General features: G+C 56.4%; 15 protein-coding genes and 6 tRNA genes. 13 read left to right on the top strand and 8 right to left on the bottom strand.

Annotated elements, in window-relative coordinates; genetic code table 11:
• Positions 1-114 precede the first annotated feature (114 nt).
• The 13 genes from alaS (at position 115) to DBR02_RS04765 (ending at position 8,497) form a co-directional block, all read left to right on the top strand.
• Positions 115-2,742 carry an alanine--tRNA ligase gene (alaS, locus tag DBR02_RS04825; RefSeq protein WP_107533588.1) on the top strand — a complete coding sequence of 876 codons (2,628 nt, stop codon included), beginning with the start codon at positions 115-117 and terminating at the stop codon, positions 2,740-2,742.
• A gap of 241 nt (positions 2,743-2,983) precedes the next feature.
• Entirely contained in the window at positions 2,984-3,169 is a 186-nt protein-coding gene (csrA, locus tag DBR02_RS04820) for a carbon storage regulator CsrA (protein ID WP_000906486.1), read from the top strand.
• A gap of 342 nt (positions 3,170-3,511) precedes the next feature.
• Positions 3,512-3,604: transfer RNA gene (locus DBR02_RS04815), tRNA-Ser, on the top strand.
• A 4-nt stretch (positions 3,605-3,608) separates the two neighbouring features.
• A tRNA-Arg gene (locus tag DBR02_RS04810) sits at positions 3,609-3,685 on the top strand.
• A gap of 64 nt (positions 3,686-3,749) precedes the next feature.
• Positions 3,750-3,826 (top strand) — tRNA-Arg (locus tag DBR02_RS04805).
• A 29-nt stretch (positions 3,827-3,855) separates the two neighbouring features.
• Positions 3,856-3,932 (top strand) — tRNA-Arg (locus tag DBR02_RS04800).
• A gap of 29 nt (positions 3,933-3,961) precedes the next feature.
• A tRNA-Arg gene (locus DBR02_RS04795) sits at positions 3,962-4,038 on the top strand.
• A gap of 160 nt (positions 4,039-4,198) precedes the next feature.
• A tRNA-Arg gene (locus DBR02_RS04790) sits at positions 4,199-4,275 on the top strand.
• A gap of 117 nt (positions 4,276-4,392) precedes the next feature.
• Positions 4,393-4,959 carry a fructose-1-phosphate/6-phosphogluconate phosphatase gene (gene yqaB / locus DBR02_RS04785; RefSeq protein WP_063451841.1) on the top strand — a complete coding sequence of 189 codons (567 nt, stop codon included), beginning with the start codon at positions 4,393-4,395 and terminating at the stop codon, positions 4,957-4,959.
• Complete coding sequence (locus DBR02_RS04780) at positions 4,956-5,384, top strand: YqaA family protein (protein ID WP_017692791.1); 429 nt, start codon at positions 4,956-4,958, stop codon at positions 5,382-5,384. The genes yqaB and DBR02_RS04780 overlap by 4 nt, the downstream gene beginning before the upstream one ends.
• Before the next feature lie 83 nt (positions 5,385-5,467).
• Positions 5,468-7,012, top strand: coding sequence for a glutamate--cysteine ligase (gshA, locus tag DBR02_RS04775; RefSeq protein ID WP_107533587.1), 1,545 nt, complete (start codon positions 5,468-5,470; stop codon positions 7,010-7,012).
• Positions 7,013-7,163: 151 nt separating this feature from the next.
• The gene (gene luxS, locus DBR02_RS04770) at positions 7,164-7,679 is read left to right on the top strand and encodes an S-ribosylhomocysteine lyase (RefSeq protein ID WP_063451839.1); all 516 of its coding nucleotides are present in this window, start codon (positions 7,164-7,166) and stop codon (positions 7,677-7,679) included.
• Positions 7,680-7,732: 53 nt separating this feature from the next.
• Positions 7,733-8,497, top strand: a complete 765-nt coding sequence (locus DBR02_RS04765; RefSeq protein ID WP_107535617.1) for an AraC family transcriptional regulator — start codon at positions 7,733-7,735, stop codon at positions 8,495-8,497.
• Here DBR02_RS04765 and leuA read toward each other — a convergent pair.
• The 8 genes from leuA to proV all read right to left on the bottom strand — a co-directional run bounded on the left by leuA (position 8,484) and on the right by proV (position 18,651).
• Positions 8,484-10,139, bottom strand: coding sequence for a 2-isopropylmalate synthase (gene leuA, locus DBR02_RS04760; protein WP_107533586.1), 1,656 nt, complete (start codon positions 10,137-10,139; stop codon positions 8,484-8,486). The two genes, DBR02_RS04765 and leuA, sit on opposite strands and share 14 nt — an antisense overlap.
• Before the next feature lie 184 nt (positions 10,140-10,323).
• A complete protein-coding gene (gene emrB / locus DBR02_RS04755) occupies positions 10,324-11,871 on the bottom strand; it encodes a multidrug efflux MFS transporter permease subunit EmrB (protein ID WP_006811709.1) in 1,548 nt (515 codons plus the stop codon).
• 16 nt (positions 11,872-11,887) lie between these two features.
• On the bottom strand, positions 11,888-13,060 hold the full coding sequence (gene emrA / locus DBR02_RS04750; protein ID WP_064909826.1) for a multidrug efflux MFS transporter periplasmic adaptor subunit EmrA: 1,173 nt from the start codon (positions 13,058-13,060) through the stop codon (positions 11,888-11,890).
• 128 nt (positions 13,061-13,188) lie between these two features.
• Entirely contained in the window at positions 13,189-13,719 is a 531-nt protein-coding gene (gene emrR, locus DBR02_RS04745; RefSeq protein WP_017694792.1) for a multidrug efflux transporter EmrAB transcriptional repressor EmrR, read from the bottom strand.
• A 314-nt stretch (positions 13,720-14,033) separates the two neighbouring features.
• The gene (locus DBR02_RS04740; protein WP_107533585.1) at positions 14,034-15,218 is read right to left on the bottom strand and encodes an MFS transporter; all 1,185 of its coding nucleotides are present in this window, start codon (positions 15,216-15,218) and stop codon (positions 14,034-14,036) included.
• A gap of 168 nt (positions 15,219-15,386) precedes the next feature.
• Positions 15,387-16,382 carry a glycine betaine/L-proline ABC transporter substrate-binding protein ProX gene (gene proX / locus DBR02_RS04735; RefSeq protein WP_107533584.1) on the bottom strand — a complete coding sequence of 332 codons (996 nt, stop codon included), beginning with the start codon at positions 16,380-16,382 and terminating at the stop codon, positions 15,387-15,389.
• A gap of 9 nt (positions 16,383-16,391) precedes the next feature.
• The gene (gene proW / locus DBR02_RS04730; RefSeq protein WP_063869441.1) at positions 16,392-17,456 is read right to left on the bottom strand and encodes a glycine betaine/L-proline ABC transporter permease ProW; all 1,065 of its coding nucleotides are present in this window, start codon (positions 17,454-17,456) and stop codon (positions 16,392-16,394) included.
• Positions 17,449-18,651, bottom strand: a complete 1,203-nt coding sequence (gene proV / locus DBR02_RS04725) for a glycine betaine/L-proline ABC transporter ATP-binding protein ProV (protein ID WP_063869443.1) — start codon at positions 18,649-18,651, stop codon at positions 17,449-17,451. Before proV ends, proW begins: the two co-directional genes overlap by 8 nt.
• Between the last annotated feature and the right edge of the window lie 43 nt (positions 18,652-18,694).

Here is an 18,694-nt window from a genome sequence, read left to right as displayed (position 1 = left end):
CTTCCCACTAAAGAAAACTTATCTTATTCCCACTTTTTCCAGTAGCTGGTCCGTCCAACTGTTTACAGATACAGATCTGCTGCGACATTTCGTTAGCTTGATTTCAGGATAATTATGAGCAAGAGCACCGCTGAGATCCGTCAGGCGTTTCTCGATTTTTTCCATAGTAAGGGACACCAGGTTGTTGCCAGCAGCTCCCTGGTACCGAACAACGACCCGACTCTGCTGTTTACCAACGCCGGGATGAACCAGTTCAAGGATGTATTCCTTGGTCTCGACAAGCGTAATTATTCCCGCGCTACAACCTCACAGCGTTGCGTGCGTGCGGGCGGTAAACACAACGATCTGGAAAACGTCGGTTACACCGCGCGCCACCATACCTTCTTCGAAATGCTGGGTAACTTCAGCTTCGGTGACTACTTCAAACACGACGCCATTCAATACGCGTGGGAACTGCTGACCGGTGAAAACTGGTTCAATCTGCCGAAAGAGCGTCTGTGGGTGACCGTGTACGAGACCGATGACGAAGCGTTCGACATCTGGGAAAAAGAAGTGGGTATCCCTCGCGAACGTATCATTCGTATCGGTGACAACAAAGGCGCGCCTTACGCGTCCGACAACTTCTGGCAGATGGGCGACACCGGCCCTTGCGGTCCGTGCACCGAGATCTTCTACGATCACGGCGATCATATCTGGGGCGGCCCTCCGGGCAGCGCGGAAGAAGATGGCGATCGCTACATTGAGATCTGGAACATCGTCTTCATGCAGTTTAACCGTCAGGCCGACGGCACCATGGAGCCGCTGCCAAAACCGTCCGTCGATACCGGTATGGGTCTGGAGCGTATCGCGGCCGTTCTGCAACACGTCAACTCTAACTATGAGATTGACCTGTTCAGCACCCTGATCAAAGCCGTTGCCGACGTGACGGGCGCAACCGATCTGAACAACAAGTCTCTGCGCGTTATCGCAGACCATATTCGTTCCTGTGCGTTCCTGATTGCCGACGGCGTTATCCCGTCGAATGAAAACCGTGGCTATGTGCTGCGTCGTATCATTCGTCGTGCGATCCGTCATGGCAACATGCTGGGCGCGAAGGACACCTTCTTCTATAAGCTCGTTGGGCCACTGATTGGCGTGATGGGTTCTGCCGGCGAAGAGCTGAAACGCCAGCAGGCGCAGGTCGAGCAGGTTCTGAAAACCGAAGAAGAGCAGTTTGCCCGTACGCTGGAGCGCGGACTTGCGCTGCTGGACGACGAGCTGGCGAAACTCAAGGGCGACACGCTGGATGGCGAAACGGCTTTCCGCCTGTACGACACCTATGGCTTCCCGGTTGACCTGACGGCTGACGTTTGCCGCGAGCGCAACATCAAAGTTGACGAAGCCGGCTTCGAAGCCGCAATGGAAGAGCAGCGTCGTCGTGCGCGTGAATCCAGCGGTTTTGGCGCAGACTACAATGCAATGATCCGCGTTGATAGCGCGTCTGAATTTAAAGGCTACGAAGAGCTGGCCCTGACCAGCAACGTGACCGCGCTGTTTGTTGACGGGAAAGCCGTAGACAGCATTAGCGCGGGCCAGGAAGCGGTTGTCATCCTGGATAAAACGCCATTCTATGCGGAATCCGGCGGCCAGGTTGGCGATAAAGGCGAACTGAAGGGCAATGGCTTTAGCTTCAGCGTAAGCGACACTCAGAAATACGGTCAGGCGATTGGTCACCAGGGCAAACTGGTTTCCGGCTCTCTGAAAGTGGGCGAGGGCGTTCAGGCCAACGTTGATGAAGCTCGCCGCGCGCGCATTCGTCTGAACCACTCGGCAACTCACCTGATGCACGCTGCCCTGCGCGACGTGCTGGGTACTCACGTTGCACAGAAAGGTTCACTGGTTAACGACAAAATGCTGCGTTTCGACTTCTCGCATTTTGAAGCGATGAAGCCGTCTGAAATCCGTGCGGTGGAAGATCTGGTGAATGCGCAGATCCGTCGTAACCTGCCAATCGAAACCCACGTTATGGATCTCGAGGACGCGAAGAAGAAGGGTGCGATGGCGCTGTTTGGCGAGAAATATGACGACCGCGTTCGCGTGCTGAGCATGGGCGACTTCTCTACCGAACTGTGCGGCGGTACTCACGCATCGCGCACCGGTGATATCGGTCTGTTCCGTATCGTTTCTGAATCAGGCACCGCGGCGGGCGTTCGTCGTATCGAAGCGGTGACCGGGGAAGGCGCCATCGCCAGCCTGCACGCGCAGAGCGACCAGCTGCATGAGATCGCGCAGCTGCTGAAAGGCGATAGCCAGAACCTGGGCGAGAAAGTGCGTGTCGCGCTGGATCGTACCCGTCACCTGGAAAAAGAGCTCCAGCAGCTGAAAGAACAGGCTGCGGCGCAGGAGAGCGCAAACCTCTCCAGCAAAGCGGTAGACATTAAGGGCGTCAAACTGCTGGTCAGCGATCTGGCGGGCGTTGAGCCTAAGATGCTGCGTACGATGGTCGACGATCTGAAGAACCAGCTTGGTTCAACGGTTATCGTGCTGGCAACGGTCGCAGAGGGTAAGGTTTCTCTGATTGCGGGCGTCTCTAAGGATGTGACGGACCGTGTTAAAGCAGGGGAATTGATTGGCATGGTCGCCCAGCAGGTGGGTGGCAAAGGTGGCGGTCGTCCGGACATGGCGCAAGCCGGTGGTACGGATGCGGCGGCACTTCCCGCGGCATTGGCCAGCGTTGAAAGCTGGGTAAGCGCGAAACTGTAATAACTAAAAAGCACAAGCAGACGCCATAACGGTAACGTTATGGCGTCTTGCTCACTGCGCTATCGATAACGATAAAGTCAGGTTGAGTTTGTGTATATCGGCTAAACTTACGTTTAACAGAATGTGATGCCGTGACTGCTTACACTTTACGTGTTTGTCATCGCTTACTTTTTGGCGTTATATGATGGATAATGCCGGGATACAAGAGACCCGACTCTTTTAATCTTTCAAGGAGCAAAGAATGCTGATTCTGACTCGTCGAGTTGGTGAGACCCTCATGATTGGGGATGAGGTCACCGTGACAGTTTTAGGGGTAAAGGGTAACCAGGTACGTATTGGTGTTAACGCTCCTAAAGAAGTATCTGTCCACCGTGAAGAGATCTACCAGCGTATCCAGGCTGAAAAATCCCAGCAGTCCAGTTACTGATATTGTCGCGTCTCGCTGTCGGGCGAGACGCAACCCTCCTGCTATTTTTCCTGCATAAAGTTACCGTTCTATTTCAAACGCTTCGTTTTTGACCACTCTCATAATCTTATCTCGTCGAAATGACCCGCTTCTCTCAACAGATTTCTGTGAAGATGCCTGCAAAATCCGCTTATAAAACACTCTCTTTGCGGCTTTTACATGCGAATTGCGTGCGAATTGTGCAAACGAAAAAAGCATGTGGAAAATTGTTTGACTTATAAGTCCCAGAAAGTAATATATGCGCCACGCAGCGACGAGAAGCTCTTAACGAGTTACTCGAAGCACTCGAAAGAGGCGTTGTGTGGTGAGGTGGCCGAGAGGCTGAAGGCGCTCCCCTGCTAAGGGAGTATGCGGTCAAAAGCTGCATCCGGGGTTCGAATCCCCGCCTCACCGCCATTTTGCATCCGTAGCTCAGCTGGATAGAGTACTCGGCTACGAACCGAGCGGTCGGAGGTTCGAATCCTCCCGGATGCACCATCTATTACTTCATATTGCTTTCGAAGTGATATGAATATCGAGCAGTACAGTAGTAAATCCCGATGCATCCGTAGCTCAGCTGGATAGAGTACTCGGCTACGAACCGAGCGGTCGGAGGTTCGAATCCTCCCGGATGCACCATTTACTATTTCTGAAAGCAGTTCCCTGATGCATCCGTAGCTCAGCTGGATAGAGTACTCGGCTACGAACCGAGCGGTCGGAGGTTCGAATCCTCCCGGATGCACCATTTACTATTTCTGAAAGCAGTTCCCTGATGCATCCGTAGCTCAGCTGGATAGAGTACTCGGCTACGAACCGAGCGGTCGGAGGTTCGAATCCTCCCGGATGCACCATATTCTCCGAGATAACAGCGATGCTGTTGTTTCAAGGTCTGCGAGTTAATCGCAAGCACCAGGGAGGATAACGTTGCTTTAGCAACGGCCCGAAGGGCGAGGCGCAGCCGAGTAATCCTCCCGGATGCACCATTTACTGTTTCTAAAAGCATTTCCCGATGCATCCGTAGCTCAGCTGGATAGAGTACTCGGCTACGAACCGAGCGGTCGGAGGTTCGAATCCTCCCGGATGCACCATATTCTCCTTCTTTGTTTATTCCTTCGACGTTCCGTCAGCAATCACACTCTCAGTCAGCGACAAAAATCCCCTTTTACGATAAAGTAATGCTTTGTTAATCGGTTAGCGAGAGCACGATGTACGCACAGTATGACGGTTTGATCTTCGACATGGACGGCACCCTCCTGGATACCGAACCCACGCATCGCCAGGCCTGGACCGACGTTCTTGCTCGTTACGGTATGCGTTTCGATCTACAGGCGATGATTGCCCTCAACGGATCGCCCACCTGGCGTATCGCACAGGCCGTGATTGAGCTGAATCAGGCCGATCTCGACCCGCACCTGCTCGCGCGTGAAAAAACCGACGCGGTAAAAGCCATACTGCTGGACACCGTGCAGCCATTACCGCTCATTGACGTCGTCAAAGCGTGGCACGGGCGTCGTCCTATGTCTGTCGGCACGGGCAGCGAGAGCGCGATTGCTGAAGCGCTACTCAACCATCTTGGCCTGCGCCACTATTTTTCTGCCGTCGTGGCCGCCGATCACGTTAAAAATCACAAACCCGCTCCTGACACCTTCCTGCTCTGCGCAGAATTAATGGGTGTCCCGGCTGCAAAATGCGTTGTGTTTGAAGATGCCGACTTTGGTCTCCAGGCCGCGCGTGATGCCGGAATGGCGGCGGTGGACGTTCGCTTACTGTGAGTGACGCGCTGTCACTTGCTTCATTATTCGCCAGCAGTTTTTTAAGCTCCACCCTCTTGCCGGGGAATTCGGAAGTGGTACTGGTGGCGATGCTGTTATCCGGCGTGAGTCAGCCCTGGTTGCTGGTCTTAATAGCAACAATGGGTAATAGCCTTGGAGGGCTGACTAACGTTATTCTTGGACGTTTCTTTCCGCTACGCGAAAAATCTCGCTGGCAGGAAAAGGCAGTGGGCTGGCTAAAACGCTATGGCGCTGCCACGCTGTTATTAAGCTGGATGCCTGTAATAGGCGATTTACTGTGTCTGCTGGCGGGATGGATGCGCATCTCCTGGGGACCGGTGCTCTTTTTTTTGTGCCTTGGCAAGGCGTTACGCTATGTTTTATTGGCATGGGTAACACTACAGGGTATGACGTGGTGGCACTAATTGGTGGAATGAATTCGCGACCTTCAATCGTCAACCATTACAATTATGCTGAGTGACAATTTTTTGACAGGCGGGAGGTCAAATTGATCCCGGACGTATCACAGGCGCTGGCCTGGCTGGAAAACCACCCTCAGGCACTGAAGGGGATTCAGCGTGGGCTTGAGCGCGAAACGCTGCGCGTAAATGCGGATGGTAGCTTAGCGACAACGGGACACCCGAAGGCGTTAGGCTCGGCGCTGACACATAAATGGATCACAACCGATTTCGCCGAAGCGCTGCTGGAGTTCATCACGCCGGTAGACGGTGATATTGATCATATGCTGACGATCATGCGCGATGTGCATCGCTTTACCGCCCGCAACCTCGGCGACGAGCGTATGTGGCCGCTCAGCATGCCGTGCTATATCGAGCAGGGGCAGGATATCGAGCTGGCGCAGTACGGCACCTCTAACGTGGGGCGGATGAAAACGCTGTACCGTGAAGGCCTGAAAAACCGCTACGGCGCACTGATGCAGACGATCTCTGGCGTGCACTACAATTTCTCTCTGCCGATGGCGTTCTGGCAGGCGAAATGCGGTGAAACGGATAAAGACGCGATCTCTGCGGGCTACTTCCGCCTGATCCGCAACTATTACCGTTTTGGCTGGGTTATTCCGTATCTGTTTGGCGCGTCGCCGGCCATCTGTTCATCGTTCCTGCAAGGGAAACCGACCACGCTGCCGTTCGAGAAGACCGAGTGTGGCATGTATTACCTGCCGTACGCGACCTCTCTTCGCCTGAGCGACCTTGGCTATACCAATAAATCGCAAAGTAATCTCGGAATTACGTTTAACGATCTGCACGACTATGTGGCAGGCTTGAAGCGGGCGATCAAAACTCCGTCTGAAGAGTACGAAAAAATCGGCCTCGAAAAAGACGGCAAGCGCCTGCAAATCAACAGCAACGTATTGCAGATTGAGAACGAACTGTATGCGCCGATTCGTCCGAAGCGCGTAACGCGCAGCGGTGAAACGCCGTCGGATGCGCTACAGCGCGGCGGGATTGAATACATTGAAGTGCGCTCGCTGGATATCAACCCGTTCTCGCCGATTGGCGTTGACGAGCAGCAGGTTCGCTTCCTCGATCTGTTTATGGTCTGGTGCGTCCTGGCGGATGCGCCGGAAATGAGTTCCGACGAGCTGCTGTGTACCCGTACCAACTGGAATCGCGTGATTCTGGAAGGGCGTAAGCCGGGCCTGACGTTAGGGATTGGCTGTGAAACGGCACAGTTCCCGCTGTCTAAGGTGGGGAAAGATCTGTTCAGGGACCTGAAGCGCGTTGCCCAGACGCTGGATAGCGTGTACGGCGGCGAAGCATACCAGAAGGTCTGCGACGAACTGGTTGAAAGCTTTGATAACCCGGAACTGACGTTCTCGGCACGCATTCTGCGTTCTATGATTGAGCAGGGAATTGGCGGCACAGGACGTTCACTGTCAGCGGAGTACCGTGAGATGCTGATGCAGGAGCCGTTAGAGGTTCTGAGCGAAGCGGATTTTGTGGCAGAGCGCGATGCATCCGTTGTGCGTCAGAAAGCGATCGAAGCGGCGGATACGGAGTCGTTTGAGGCGTTTCTGGCGAAGCAGGCTTGAACCAAAAGAAAAAGGCCACATCGCTGTGGCCAAAATATACATCTCTGAATTCAGGGATGATGATAACAAATGCGCGTCTTTCATATACTCAGACGCGCATTCTGTAGAAGAGTTCAGTTTATTTTAAAAAAATCACTATCGGAGGTGACGTATGCCGTTATTAGATAGCTTTACTGTCGACCATACCCGTATGGAAGCACCAGCAGTCCGCGTGGCGAAGACCATGAACACGCCGCACGGCGACACGATCACCGTTTTCGACCTGCGCTTCTGCGTGCCGAATAAAGAAGTGATGCCGGAGAAAGGCATTCACACGCTGGAACACCTGTTCGCTGGCTTCATGCGCGACCACCTGAACGGCAACGGCGTGGAGATCATCGATATCTCTCCGATGGGCTGCCGCACCGGTTTTTACATGAGCCTGATTGGTCAGCCGGAAGAGAAACGCGTTGCGGATGCGTGGAAAGCGGCGATGGAAGACGTGCTGAAGGTGAAAGAGCAGAACCAGATCCCTGAGCTGAACGTTTACCAGTGCGGCACTTACCAGATGCACTCTCTGGAAGAAGCCCAGGACATTGCCCGTCATATCATCGAACGTGATGTTCGTGTAAACAGCAACGACGAGTTGGCCCTGCCAAAAGAAAAACTTCAGGAACTGCACATTTAGTATTGTGCCCGTTGATGCCCGGTGGCGCTTCGCTGACCGGGCCTACAATCCTGATGACAACAACCACCACCTTCTCCTTTACCCAACGCCCGCTTGTGCCGTTTTCGCATGATTATGCTCATGGCGATAGCGAGCCGTGGCATCAGCATGACTGCGCGCAGCTGCTGCATAGCCTCACCGGCGTTGTGCGGGTCGACACCGCATCCGGCTGCTGGGTGGTGCCGCCCGGTCGCGGCGTCTGGCTACCTGCGGGTACGCAGCACGCCCTGCGCATCACCGGCAACGTTGCCGCCCGCACGCTGTTTATCGATCCGCTGGCGCGCGCCGATCTCCCGGCGACCTGTCAGATCGTGCAGATATCGCCCCTGCTGCGTGAGCTGATCCTGACCTCCCTTACGCTTCCTGAATCTTACGCGCCCGGAAGCCGCGATGAACGTGTCTATGAGCTAATCCTCGATGAGATTCGCCTCATGCCGGTGCTGCCGTTTCACCTGCCCGAGCCGGAAAGCGAACCGCTGCGCCACCTCTGCCAGCAGATTAAACAGGCTCCAGGGGAGAGCTGGAGCGGTATGCAGGCGGCGAACAGGATGAGCATGAGCGAGCGTACCCTGAACCGTCATTTTCAGCAGCAGACGGGCCTGAGCTACGGCGAGTGGGTGAGAAGGGCGCGACTGCTGGAAGCCTTAGTGCGGCTGGCGCAGGGCCAGCCGGTACTGCGCGTGGCGCTGGATCTGGGTTACGGCAGCCACAGCGCCTTTACGGCGATGTTTCGCCGGGTGATGGGCCTCTCACCCAGCGACTACTTTAAGAACGACTAATCGCGTTGAAGAGCGCCTGAAGCGACGCGCGCGCCACGTCGCTGTCAATGCCCACGCCCCAGCGGCTGGTGCCGTCCTGGAACAGGCAGCGGATATAGGCCACCGAGCGGCTGTCGCTGCGTTCGCCTAACGTATGTTCGTGGTAATCCTTAATCACAAACGGGGCGTTGATCCAGCGGCTCAGACCCTGAGCGGCGGCGGAGAGCAGACCGTTTCCCTGACCTTCCAGCTGTCGCGTACCCCCCTGCGTAGCGACGCTTGCCGTCAGCCGCAGCTCGCCGTCCTGCTGGCTGTCGCTGCGGTACGATTGCAGCGCCAGCTGCGGGGGCGTCACCAGGCCGTAGCGGGCGCGGAACAGCTGCCAGAGCGCATTTTGCGTCATCTCTTTTCCATGGTTATCCGTTTCCTGCTGCACGTGCTGGCTAAAATCCTGTTGCAGGGCGCGAGGCAGCTTAAGGCCGTGATTTTGCTCAATCAGCCAGGCGCTCCCGCTTTTTCCTGACTGGCTGTTCACGCGGATCACCGCTTCATAGGTACAACCAATATCCTGCGGGTCGACGGGCAGATAAGGCATCTCCCAGCGCTCGCCAGGCTGGCGGGCATCGAAACCTTTCTTGATGGCGTCTTGGTGCGAGCCGGAGAAGGCGGTATAGGCCAGCCGACCCGCCCACGGATGGCGCGGATGGACGGGCAGCTGGTTGCAGGTCTCTACCGTTTCGACCACACGATTCATATCGCTAAAGTCCAGATTGGGGCTAATGCCCTGGCTGTAGAGATTCATTGCCAGCGTTACCAGGCAGACGTTGCCCGTGCGCTCACCGTTACCAAACAGGCAGCCTTCCACGCGGTCGGCCCCGGCCATCACCGCCAGCTCCGCGCTGGCGACGCCCGTTCCGCGATCGTTATGCGGATGCACGCTGATACAGACGTCACTGCGGCGGCTGAAGTGGCGGCAGAAATACTCAATCTGATCGGCATAGACGTTCGGCGTGCTCACTTCGACGGTCGCGGGCAGGTTGACGATCATCGGACGTGCCGCGCAAGGCTGCCAGATCTCCGCAACGGCTTCACAAATCTCCAGCGCAAACGCCGGCTCGGTAAAGCAGAAGGTTTCCGGGGAGTATTCGTACTGCCAGCGGGTGTCGGGATTTTCTTCACACAGTGAACGGATAAGCCGCGTGGCGCGCGTCGCCAGCTCGACGATCTGCGCTTTCTCCATGCCGAACACCAGACGGCGAAACAGCGGGGCGGTGGCGTTATACAAGTGAACGGTGGCCTGCTTCGCGCCGCGCATGGATTCGAAAGTACGATGGATAAGATCTTCCCGCGCCTGCGTTAAAACCTGAAGGGTGACGTCATCCGGGATGCGGTTCTCTTCAATCAGCTGACGCGCAAAGTTGAAGTCCGTCTGCGAGGCGGAGGGGAAGGCGACTTCTATTTCCTTAAACCCGCAGGCCAGCAGCAGATCCCAGAATTGCAGCTTGCGCGCGCTGTCCATCGGCTCGGCCAGCGCCTGGTTGCCGTCGCGCAAATCGGTCGAGAGCCAGCGCGGAGCATGGGAGATGCGTTGCCCCGGCCAGCGGCGATCGGGCAACGAAACGGTTGGGTAAGGCTGGTATTTGTCGGCGGGTGTATTCAGCATGATGCGCTCCTGTTGTCTTTTCACTATCGTGAATCGATTTCAGGCGCGCTGCTTTATCGGAACTGACAATCGCTGTCGCGTGTTGGACACGGTGCGGTTTTTTGCCGGATGGCGGCTACGCCTTATCCGGCCTACGTTCGTAGGCCCGGTAAGCGTAGCGCCATCGAGCAACCGTCTCTCAGGGTTAATGCGCACCGCCGCCGCCGCTACCGGCACCAAACGGTGGTTTGGCAAACCACACCAGCCCCAGCAGGACGATAAAGATCCCCGCCGATATCCAGAATATCTCGTTTGCCGAGATAATCAGCCCCTGGTTGGTGATCTGCTGGGCAAGCCAGCCGGACGCCTGCTGCTCCGTCATGCCCATCCCCTCAAGCTGGCTATACATCTGCTGAGCGTTAGGGTTGAACGGGTTCACCGCTTCGGTCAGCTGGGCGTGGTGCATCGATTCCCGGTTGGTCCACAACGTGGTGGTAATCGAGGTCCCGATGGAGCCCGCCAGCGTACGGGTAAAGTTCGACAGGCTTGATGCCGCCGCCATCCGCTCAGGCGGCAAGCCGGAAAGCGTAATGGTGGTCAGCGGCATAAAGAAGCACGCCACGGCAAAGCCCTGAATAAACTGTGGCCACGCGGAGGCGCCAAAGTCCATTCCCGGTTCGAACGTATACGCGCGCCAGTAGAAGCACACGGCGTACATGATGAAGCTGAACGTCACCAGCCTGCGCATGTCGAGCTTATGGGCGAAACGGCCAATAATCGGCGACAGCAGAACCGGAATTAACCCCACCGGCGCGGAGGCCAGCCCCGCCCAGGTTGCGGTATAGCCGTACACCTCCTGCAACAGCTGCGGCAGCAGAACAATCGCGCCGAAGTAGAGCATATAGGCGAGGCTGATACAGAGGCAGCCGATGGTGAAATTTCGCGATTTAAACAGCGAGAGATCGACTATCGGATTATCGTCCGTCAGCTCCCAGACAATCAGGAAGCTAATGGCGACCACGGCGACCACCGTCAGCACGATGATTTCCGTAGAGGCGAACCAGTCCAGCTCTTTACCCCGGTCGAGCATGATTTGCAGGCTGCCGATGCCGACCACCAGCAGCGCCAGACCGATACCGTCGATCCGCCGCTGTTCGGTTCGCGTTTCGCGACCGCGCAGAGACTGTAGCGTCATCAGCACCACCAGCGCACCGATGGGCACGTTGATGAAGAAGATCCAGCCCCAGTGATAGTTATCGCTGATGTAACCGCCGAGGATAGGCCCGCAAATCGGGGCGACAATCACCGTCATCGACCACAGCGCGAGCGCGATGGAGCGTTTGGCGGGCGGATAGTTGTTCAGCAGCAAACTCTGCGACAGCGGGATCAACGGCCCGGCGACAATCCCCTGGATGACGCGGAAGAATATCAGCATCGTCAGGCTGCTGGACATCCCGCAGGCCCAGGAGGCCAGCACGAACAGGATCGTCGACCAGAGGAACAGCTTCACTTCACCGACGCGCTTCGCCAGCCAGCCGGTAATGGGGATGGAGATGGCGTTCGCCACCCCGAACGAGGTAATGACCCAGGTCCCCTGGCTCAGCGATGAGCCAAGGTTCCCGGCGATGGTTGGGATCGCCACGTTTGCGATGGTGGAGTCCAGCACCTGCATGAATGTCGCCAGCGACAGCGCAATGGTCATAATGACCAGCTGCGCCCCCTCCAGCGGTTTTTGCGGCTTTTGCTGTTGCATAACGCTCACCTTCGGATTAACCGGCGTTTGCCTTCACGATGTCATCGATCAGCTTATTAACCGGATCGAGGCTAATTTCACGGGCGTTACTTTCATAAGCTGGCGTGCTGCGCACCTGATTTGCGAGGATCTGACCGTCGCGGTTGGCGGTATCAACCGTCACCAGCGTGGAAAGGCCAATTCGCAGCGGATGGTCCGCCAGCTGTTTGGCATCCAGTTCAATACGCACGGGCAGGCGCTGTACCACTTTGATCCAGTTGCCGGTGGCGTTCTGCGCAGGCAGCAGGCTGAACGCGCTGCCGGTCCCCATGTCCAGACCGACCACTTTACCGGTGTACTTCACGTCATCGCCGTAGATATCGCTGACCACGGTTGCGGTCTGGCCGATACGCATATGCGCCAGCTGGGTCTCTTTGAAGTTCGCATCCACCCACAGATTATTCGCCGGAACGACCGCCATCAGCGGCGTGGTGGTGCCAATCTGCGCGCCGGGCTGTACGGAACGACGGGAAACGTAGCCGGTCATCGGGCTGACGATTTTGGTACGTTGCAGGGCAAGCCATGCGTTGCGCACTTCGGTCGCCGCCTGTTTCACCGCCGGCTGGTTTTCCAGAGAGGTGCCCAGCACCATCGCCTGGTTAGCGTTGTACTGCTGAATAGCCACGTCCAGCTGCGCCTGTGCGCTGGCCACCGCATCGCGGGCGTGCTGCAACTCTTCACGGCCAATCAGGTTGGCGGTGCCGAGAGGAACACGACGCTTGAGGTCGCTCTGCGCCTGGGCCAGGGCCGTTTTCTGCACGTCGATACTGGCCTGAAGCTGTTTGCTGTTGATCATCAGCTGGCGGGTCTGGCGAACGCTGGAGGCCAGCGCCGTCTGTGCTTTTTCAAACGCCTGTTGGGCGTCGGTCGGGTCGAGCGTGACCAGCACATCCCCTTTTTTTACAAAATCGGTGTTGTCAGCCCAGACTTTCGTCACGCTGCCCGACACCTGTGCCATGATTTGAACCTGATTCCCTGCCACGTATGCATCGTCTGTCTCTTCAACATGACGCAATACTAAAAACCAATAAATCCCATATGCCACGGCAATAATAATAAAGAGCAAGGTCAGCAGAATAAGGGCGCTCTTACGTTTGCCCTTCTTGTTAACCGGTTGCTGCGGGGGAGTGTTCTCCGCATTTGCGCTCATTGTTGTTCTCCACGATCTTTTTATTTTCACATCGGCTGAGCCGACCTGTTGTCAGAAAGGCCAGCAGTTTCACGTGCTGGCCTGTCAGTTTTTCTTTTGAAATCTGGATGGTTGAGCGGATCGTCGCGTTAGCGCAGCGCCTCAAGAATGACGCCATCTTCATCCATCTGATCCAGACGGGTGAGCAGCTTGCGAGTAATGTGCTCAAGCTGGTCGCGCTCGGCGGTGCTGAGGGCGGACCAGAGCTGGTGCAGGCAGTTATGCTGCGGGGGCAGCACTTCGCGCAGGAATTCGTGACCTTTCTCGGTCAGTTGCAGATGCAGGCAGCGGCGATCGTTATCGCTTTCACGGCGTTCGATCCAGCCGCGCTTCTCCAGCTCATCAGCAATACGGGTGGCATTGGTACGGGATGAACCCAGCGCGCAGCTCAGTTCAGAAGGCTGAATGCTGTGGTTTTCCTGAGACTCAAGGGTAATCAACGCCATAAATAACGTCTCGTTAATCCCTTGCGCTTTCAGCATCTTATTACGATTTTCCAGCAGCTTACCCTGCATGTGCATGCACAGGCGGGTCAGCAGGATCTCCTGATACGGGAAGTCCTCATGACGACTGGCGCGGAACTTAAGCATTTGTTCAATGGGCGTAAACGAACTATCCATTTTGGGCATAACCTCATTAATTACAGCCGATATAGTAACGATAGTGACAAATAATGTAAATGAATTATTTGTGCGGTTATATCCGCCAAACGAATGTCACCATCAGAAAGCGCCGGGTAAATCCGTGACCCGGTGAGCACAGAAAGCGTGGGGTGTATACCCGCGAAAGAGGGGATGTGAGGACAGGGGTCTGAACTATTCATGCCGGTAGTAAATATGTCACCCACAGTAAAATTTCTGGGATAAATGATTACCGTTACATTAACAGATGCAGGTCCCCTTTACACCCCAGGGGGCCCAAAGCAATGTAAAACTTAGTGAATTGCTTCCTGCCGGTGGTAGCCGCGCCACCACACCAGCAGATTTATCGCCGCGACGATGGCGCCAATGGCGCACACGCCCGTCCAGCCCGCATGCTGCCACGCGGAGGCTGAGATCAACGAGCCCGCCGCGCCGCCGATAAAGTAGCTGGTCATATATCCGGCCGTCAGGCGGTTACGTGCGTCCGGCTTCACGCGGTAAATAACGGTCTGGTTGGTGATGTGTACGCCCTGCACGGTGAGGTCGAGCACCAGAATACCGACGATCAGCGCCAGCACTGAGACGTGTCCGTACCAGATGGCCGCCCAGGAGAGCAGGAGCAACACCAGCCCGGCGGAGGTGGTCATATGAGATTTGCCTTTGTCGGCCAGCCCACCGGCCGGGCGTGCGCCCAGCGCGCCAGCCGCGCCTGCCAGCCCGAACAGGCCAATCACCCCTTCTGAGTAGTTAAACGGCGGTGCGGCGAGCAGAAATGCCATCGACGTCCATAAGATGCTGAAGTTGGCGAAGGTAAGACACCCCAGAATGGCGCGCGTGCGCAGGAGTTTATCCTGCGTAAAGAGGCTGAAAACGGAGGCGAGAAGCTGGGGATAGTTCAGGTGATTCTCCTGCTTCACTTTCGGCAGGCCGCGCCACAGCGCCAGCGCCATGATAACCATCAGCACGCTCGCCACCCAGTAGACGGTGCGCCAGCCGCCGAGGCTCGCCAGCAGCCCGGCAACGGTTCGCGCCAGCAGGATGCCCAGCAGCAGGCCGCTCATGATAGTGCCGACCACTTTGCCGCGTTTTTCCGGGGACGCCAGCGTAGCGGCGAGGGGAACCAGAATTTGCGCCACCACCGAGAACAGGCCGGTCAGCGCGGTGCCAATAATCATCATCGTTAACGACTGGCTGCTGGCAGTGATCAACATCCCGCCTGCCGCCAGAAGCGTCATAGAGACGATAAGCATCCGGCGCTCAAACATATCGCCCAATGGCACCAGGAACAGCAGCCCTGCCGCATAGCCGAGCTGCGCAGCGGTGACGATAAAGCCGGCGGAGCTGGCGGAAAGATCGAAGGCGCGCGCGATAGTATCAAGCAGAGGCTGCGCGTAATAGTTGCTGGCGACTGCCAGACCCGTTGCCACGGACATTAAAAGGATGAGCGCGGGGCTAAGCCCCTGAGATGTTTTTGTCATTAGTTTCAGGAATTGTGAGTTAAGTGATTATTTTCCGGAAACATAATAACCAATGATTGAGAATGTTGGGGGATTGTTATGTGTGTGTTTGTGCGGTTATCCCCCTCACCCCAGCCCTTTCCCCAAAGGGGAGTGGGTTAGGGTGAGGGGTAAGGTTATGTTGTATTTTTACTTCTGCGCCGCAAGCGCCTCTTTCACCCAGCCATCAAACTGCTGCTGGTGGGCTTTGATCCAGCCATCCACGTGGCCTTTGATATCGGCTTCGGATGATTTACCCGCGTGCATCATCGCGTTCTGGGCATTGATGTCCGCCAGCGGCAGCTTCATCACCGAGAACAATTTCGCCGCAGCCGGGTTTTTCTCTGCCCAGGCTTTGTTCGCCACGATATGCATGGTGTTCACCGGGAAGCCATAGTTCATGCCGTTCGGCAGTTTGGTGTCGATATCTTTCTGCTCGCCCGGCAGGGAGGAGAAGGGCACCTGCAACCACACCACGTCTTTGCCCGGCTTCAGCACGTCGCTCACCCAGTACGGCGTCCAGGTGTAGTAGATCACCGGCTTGCCCTCTTTAAAGCGGGCGATGGTGTCGGCCATCATCGCGGAGTAATTGCCGTGACTCACGTCGACGGTTTTCGCCAGATCGAACGCTTTGTTCTGGTGGTTAATCACCGCTTCACAGCCCCAGCCCGGTGAACAGCCCATCATGTCCGCTTTGCCGTCACCGTTGGTGTCGAACAGTCTGGCGATCTTCGGATCTTTCAGCTGTTCAATATTGGTGATGTGGTACTGGTCGGCGGTTTTCTTGTCGATCAGATAGCCCTGCGCCGCGCCGGTCACGAAGGTGCCTTCGCGATAGAATTTCTTGTCACCGCCTGCGGCAGCAAACATATCGTCGTGCAATGGCTGCCAGTTCACGGCGGTAAAGGTGGCATCACCGGAGGCAATCGAGGTGTAGCCCACGTTGTAATCCACTTCGCTGGCGGTATTTACGGTATAGCCCAGCTTCTCCAGCGCGCGGCTGACGAGCTGCGTCTGGAAGGACTCTTCCGAAATGGTGCTTTGCACCGGCTGCACGGTAATGCCTTTGCCCGGCAGGTCAGCGGCAAACGCGCTGGTGGAGAGAAAGGTCGCAAACGCTGTGGCAAAAAGTACGTTATGTCGCATCGTTGTTCCTTATTTTGTAAAGGGGCGGGTGAGTAACCCGACAGGGCCGGTGGTGTACCAGCGACGGTTGCCGCGACTGCGTGAATCACGACCGACAGCCTGGGTCAGGCGGTCAAGAATGATGGCGAGGATCACAATCCCGACGCCGCCAACGGTCGCCAGCCCCATATCAAGACGGCCAATACCGCGCAGTACCATCTGGCCTAAACCGCCAACGGCAATCATCGAGGCGATTACCACCATGGACAGCGCCAGCATCAGGGTCTGGTTCACGCCTGCCATAATGGTCGGCATCGCCAGCGGAAGCTGAACCTTGAACAGCATCTGACGCGGGCTGGCACCGAACGAGCGCGAGGCCTCAATCAGATCCGCAGGCACCTGGTTAATGCCCAGGATCGTCAGGCGAATAATTGGCGGCAGGGCGAAGATTATGGTCACCACTACCCCCGGCACGTTACCGATACCGAACAGCATGACGATAGGCACCAGGTAAACGAACGCCGGCGTGGTCTGCATCGCATCCAGCAGCGGGCGAATAATTTTCGCGGCCCGCGGGCTGCGCGCCAGCCAAATCCCCATCGGTAGCCCGATGACAATGCAGAAGAGCAGGGCGGTCAGCACCAGCGCCAGGGTAATCATCGCCTGAGACCACGCACCAATCGCGCCGATGGCGATCAGAGAGATCAGCGTGGCGACGCCCATCCCCGCGCTACCGAACTGCCACGCGATCAGCGAGAACAGGATTATCGCCACGGGCGCAGGCATGCCCAGCATCAGCTGCTGGAAGCCGTTCAGGATGTAATCCACCGGGATGCGGATCCCCTGGAACACCGGGCGGAAGTGGGTAACGACCCAGTCGATCCCCTCCGTCACCCAGCTGTCCAGCGGGATCAGCGTCTTGTGGAACGGATCCATAATATTGAAATGCTCAGGCGCAGGCGCAGGTGCGCTGTTGAGCCAGTCCGCCGCGCCGCCGCCGTCGGCAGGTGCGGGCGTGGAACCCCACGCATCGGCAGATTGCGCCGCGCTGTCCGCAGCGTCAGTGGTACCCCATGGGTTTGATTGATCAGCCATTGTTTGCCCCCTCGCGATCTAAAGCCTGTAGCAACATCCGTTTTGAAATGATGCCAACGTACTGTTGTTCTTCCCCGACAACCGGCACGGCGCAAGGCGCCTGACCCACATGAGAGAGCAACTCGCTGAGCGGCGTTTCGGCGTCCACGGCAAGCGGAGCGTCAATCAACGCCGCATCGATTCCCTGGTTTTCGCTCAGGGCGGTTTTCAGAGAGTCGATGGAGACAACGCCGACAAATTTATTGCCGCGTTCAACCAGATAACCGTATTCACGGTCTTCATCCTGCAACAGCTTCAGCGCGGAGCGCGGGCCAAAACCTGGCGTTTTTCGAATAATGCCGTTTGGCGTTCGGCGGGCAATATCTTTCGCACTAAATACGTGGCTAATATCCACGCCGCGGAAGAAGGTGCGCACATAATCATTTGCCGGATTATTGAGAATTTCATCCGGCGTACCAACCTGCACCACCTCGCCATTTTGCATAATGGCAATTCGGTCGCCAATACGCATGGCTTCATCCAGATCGTGAGAAATAAACACGATGGTCCGCTGATGTTTGGCCTGTAATTTTACCAGCTCATCCTGCATCTCGGTGCGAATTAAGGGATCGAGCGCCGAGAAAGCTTCGTCCATTAATAAAATATCTGGATTAATGGCTAATGCGCGGGCTAATCCCACGCGCTGACGCATGCCGCCCGACAGCTCATCCGGGTAGGCATGAGCGTAATTTTCCAGCCCAACCTGACGCAGCGCATCAAGGGCTTTTTCCTGACGTTCCTGAGCGGGCGTGCCGGCTAACTCCATGCCGAAGGCGGTATTATCGAGCACCGTCATGTGTGGCATCAGCGCAAATGACTGAAACACCATCGCAATTTTCTTTCTGCGCACCTCGCGGAGTTCTGCGTCTGAGATTCTGGCGATATCCACGCCGTCAATCAGCACCTGTCCGCGGGTGGGTTCAATCAGGCGATTGAGAAGGCGAACCATAGTGGATTTACCCGAACCGGATAATCCCATGATGACAAAAATCTCGCCTTCTTCAATGGCCAGACTGGCGTCTTTAACGCCAAGCGATAGCCCGGTTTTTTCCAGAATTTGCTCTTTCGAAAGGCCTTTCTCAATATATTTGAAAGCACGCTGCGGGTGCTCGCCAAATACTTTATAAAGATTTTTCACTTCTAATTTAATTGCCATGCAATAGAGAGTGTCCTGTTATTTGTTTATGTCGATATGATTA

The organism is Enterobacter cloacae complex sp. (assembly GCF_900322725.1).
Taxonomy (GTDB): Bacteria; Pseudomonadota; Gammaproteobacteria; order Enterobacterales; family Enterobacteriaceae; genus Enterobacter; species Enterobacter quasihormaechei.
The sequence above is the reverse complement of the archived record's forward strand: the minus strand, read 5'-3'. Positions and strand labels throughout refer to the sequence as shown.

What these genes read in the sequence shown, in the direction of transcription:
- alaS (WP_107533588.1), top strand. Translation starts at nt 115, where the DNA reads ATGAGCAAGAGCACCGCTGAGATCCGTCAGGCGTTTCTCGATTTTTTC.
- csrA (WP_000906486.1), top strand. Translation starts at nt 2,984, where the DNA reads ATGCTGATTCTGACTCGTCGAGTTGGTGAGACCCTCATGATTGGGGAT.
- yqaB (WP_063451841.1), top strand. Translation starts at nt 4,393, where the DNA reads ATGTACGCACAGTATGACGGTTTGATCTTCGACATGGACGGCACCCTC.
- luxS (WP_063451839.1), top strand. Translation starts at nt 7,164, where the DNA reads ATGCCGTTATTAGATAGCTTTACTGTCGACCATACCCGTATGGAAGCA.
- DBR02_RS04765 (WP_107535617.1), top strand. Translation starts at nt 7,733, where the DNA reads ATGACAACAACCACCACCTTCTCCTTTACCCAACGCCCGCTTGTGCCG.
- leuA (WP_107533586.1), bottom strand. Translation starts at nt 10,139, where the DNA reads ATGCTGAATACACCCGCCGACAAATACCAGCCTTACCCAACCGTTTCG.
- emrB (WP_006811709.1), bottom strand. Translation starts at nt 11,871, where the DNA reads ATGCAACAGCAAAAGCCGCAAAAACCGCTGGAGGGGGCGCAGCTGGTC.
- emrA (WP_064909826.1), bottom strand. Translation starts at nt 13,060, where the DNA reads ATGAGCGCAAATGCGGAGAACACTCCCCCGCAGCAACCGGTTAACAAG.
- emrR (WP_017694792.1), bottom strand. Translation starts at nt 13,719, where the DNA reads ATGGATAGTTCGTTTACGCCCATTGAACAAATGCTTAAGTTCCGCGCC.
- DBR02_RS04740 (WP_107533585.1), bottom strand. Translation starts at nt 15,218, where the DNA reads ATGACAAAAACATCTCAGGGGCTTAGCCCCGCGCTCATCCTTTTAATG.
- proX (WP_107533584.1), bottom strand. Translation starts at nt 16,382, where the DNA reads ATGCGACATAACGTACTTTTTGCCACAGCGTTTGCGACCTTTCTCTCC.
- proW (WP_063869441.1), bottom strand. Translation starts at nt 17,456, where the DNA reads ATGGCTGATCAATCAAACCCATGGGGTACCACTGACGCTGCGGACAGC.
- proV (WP_063869443.1), bottom strand. Translation starts at nt 18,651, where the DNA reads ATGGCAATTAAATTAGAAGTGAAAAATCTTTATAAAGTATTTGGCGAG.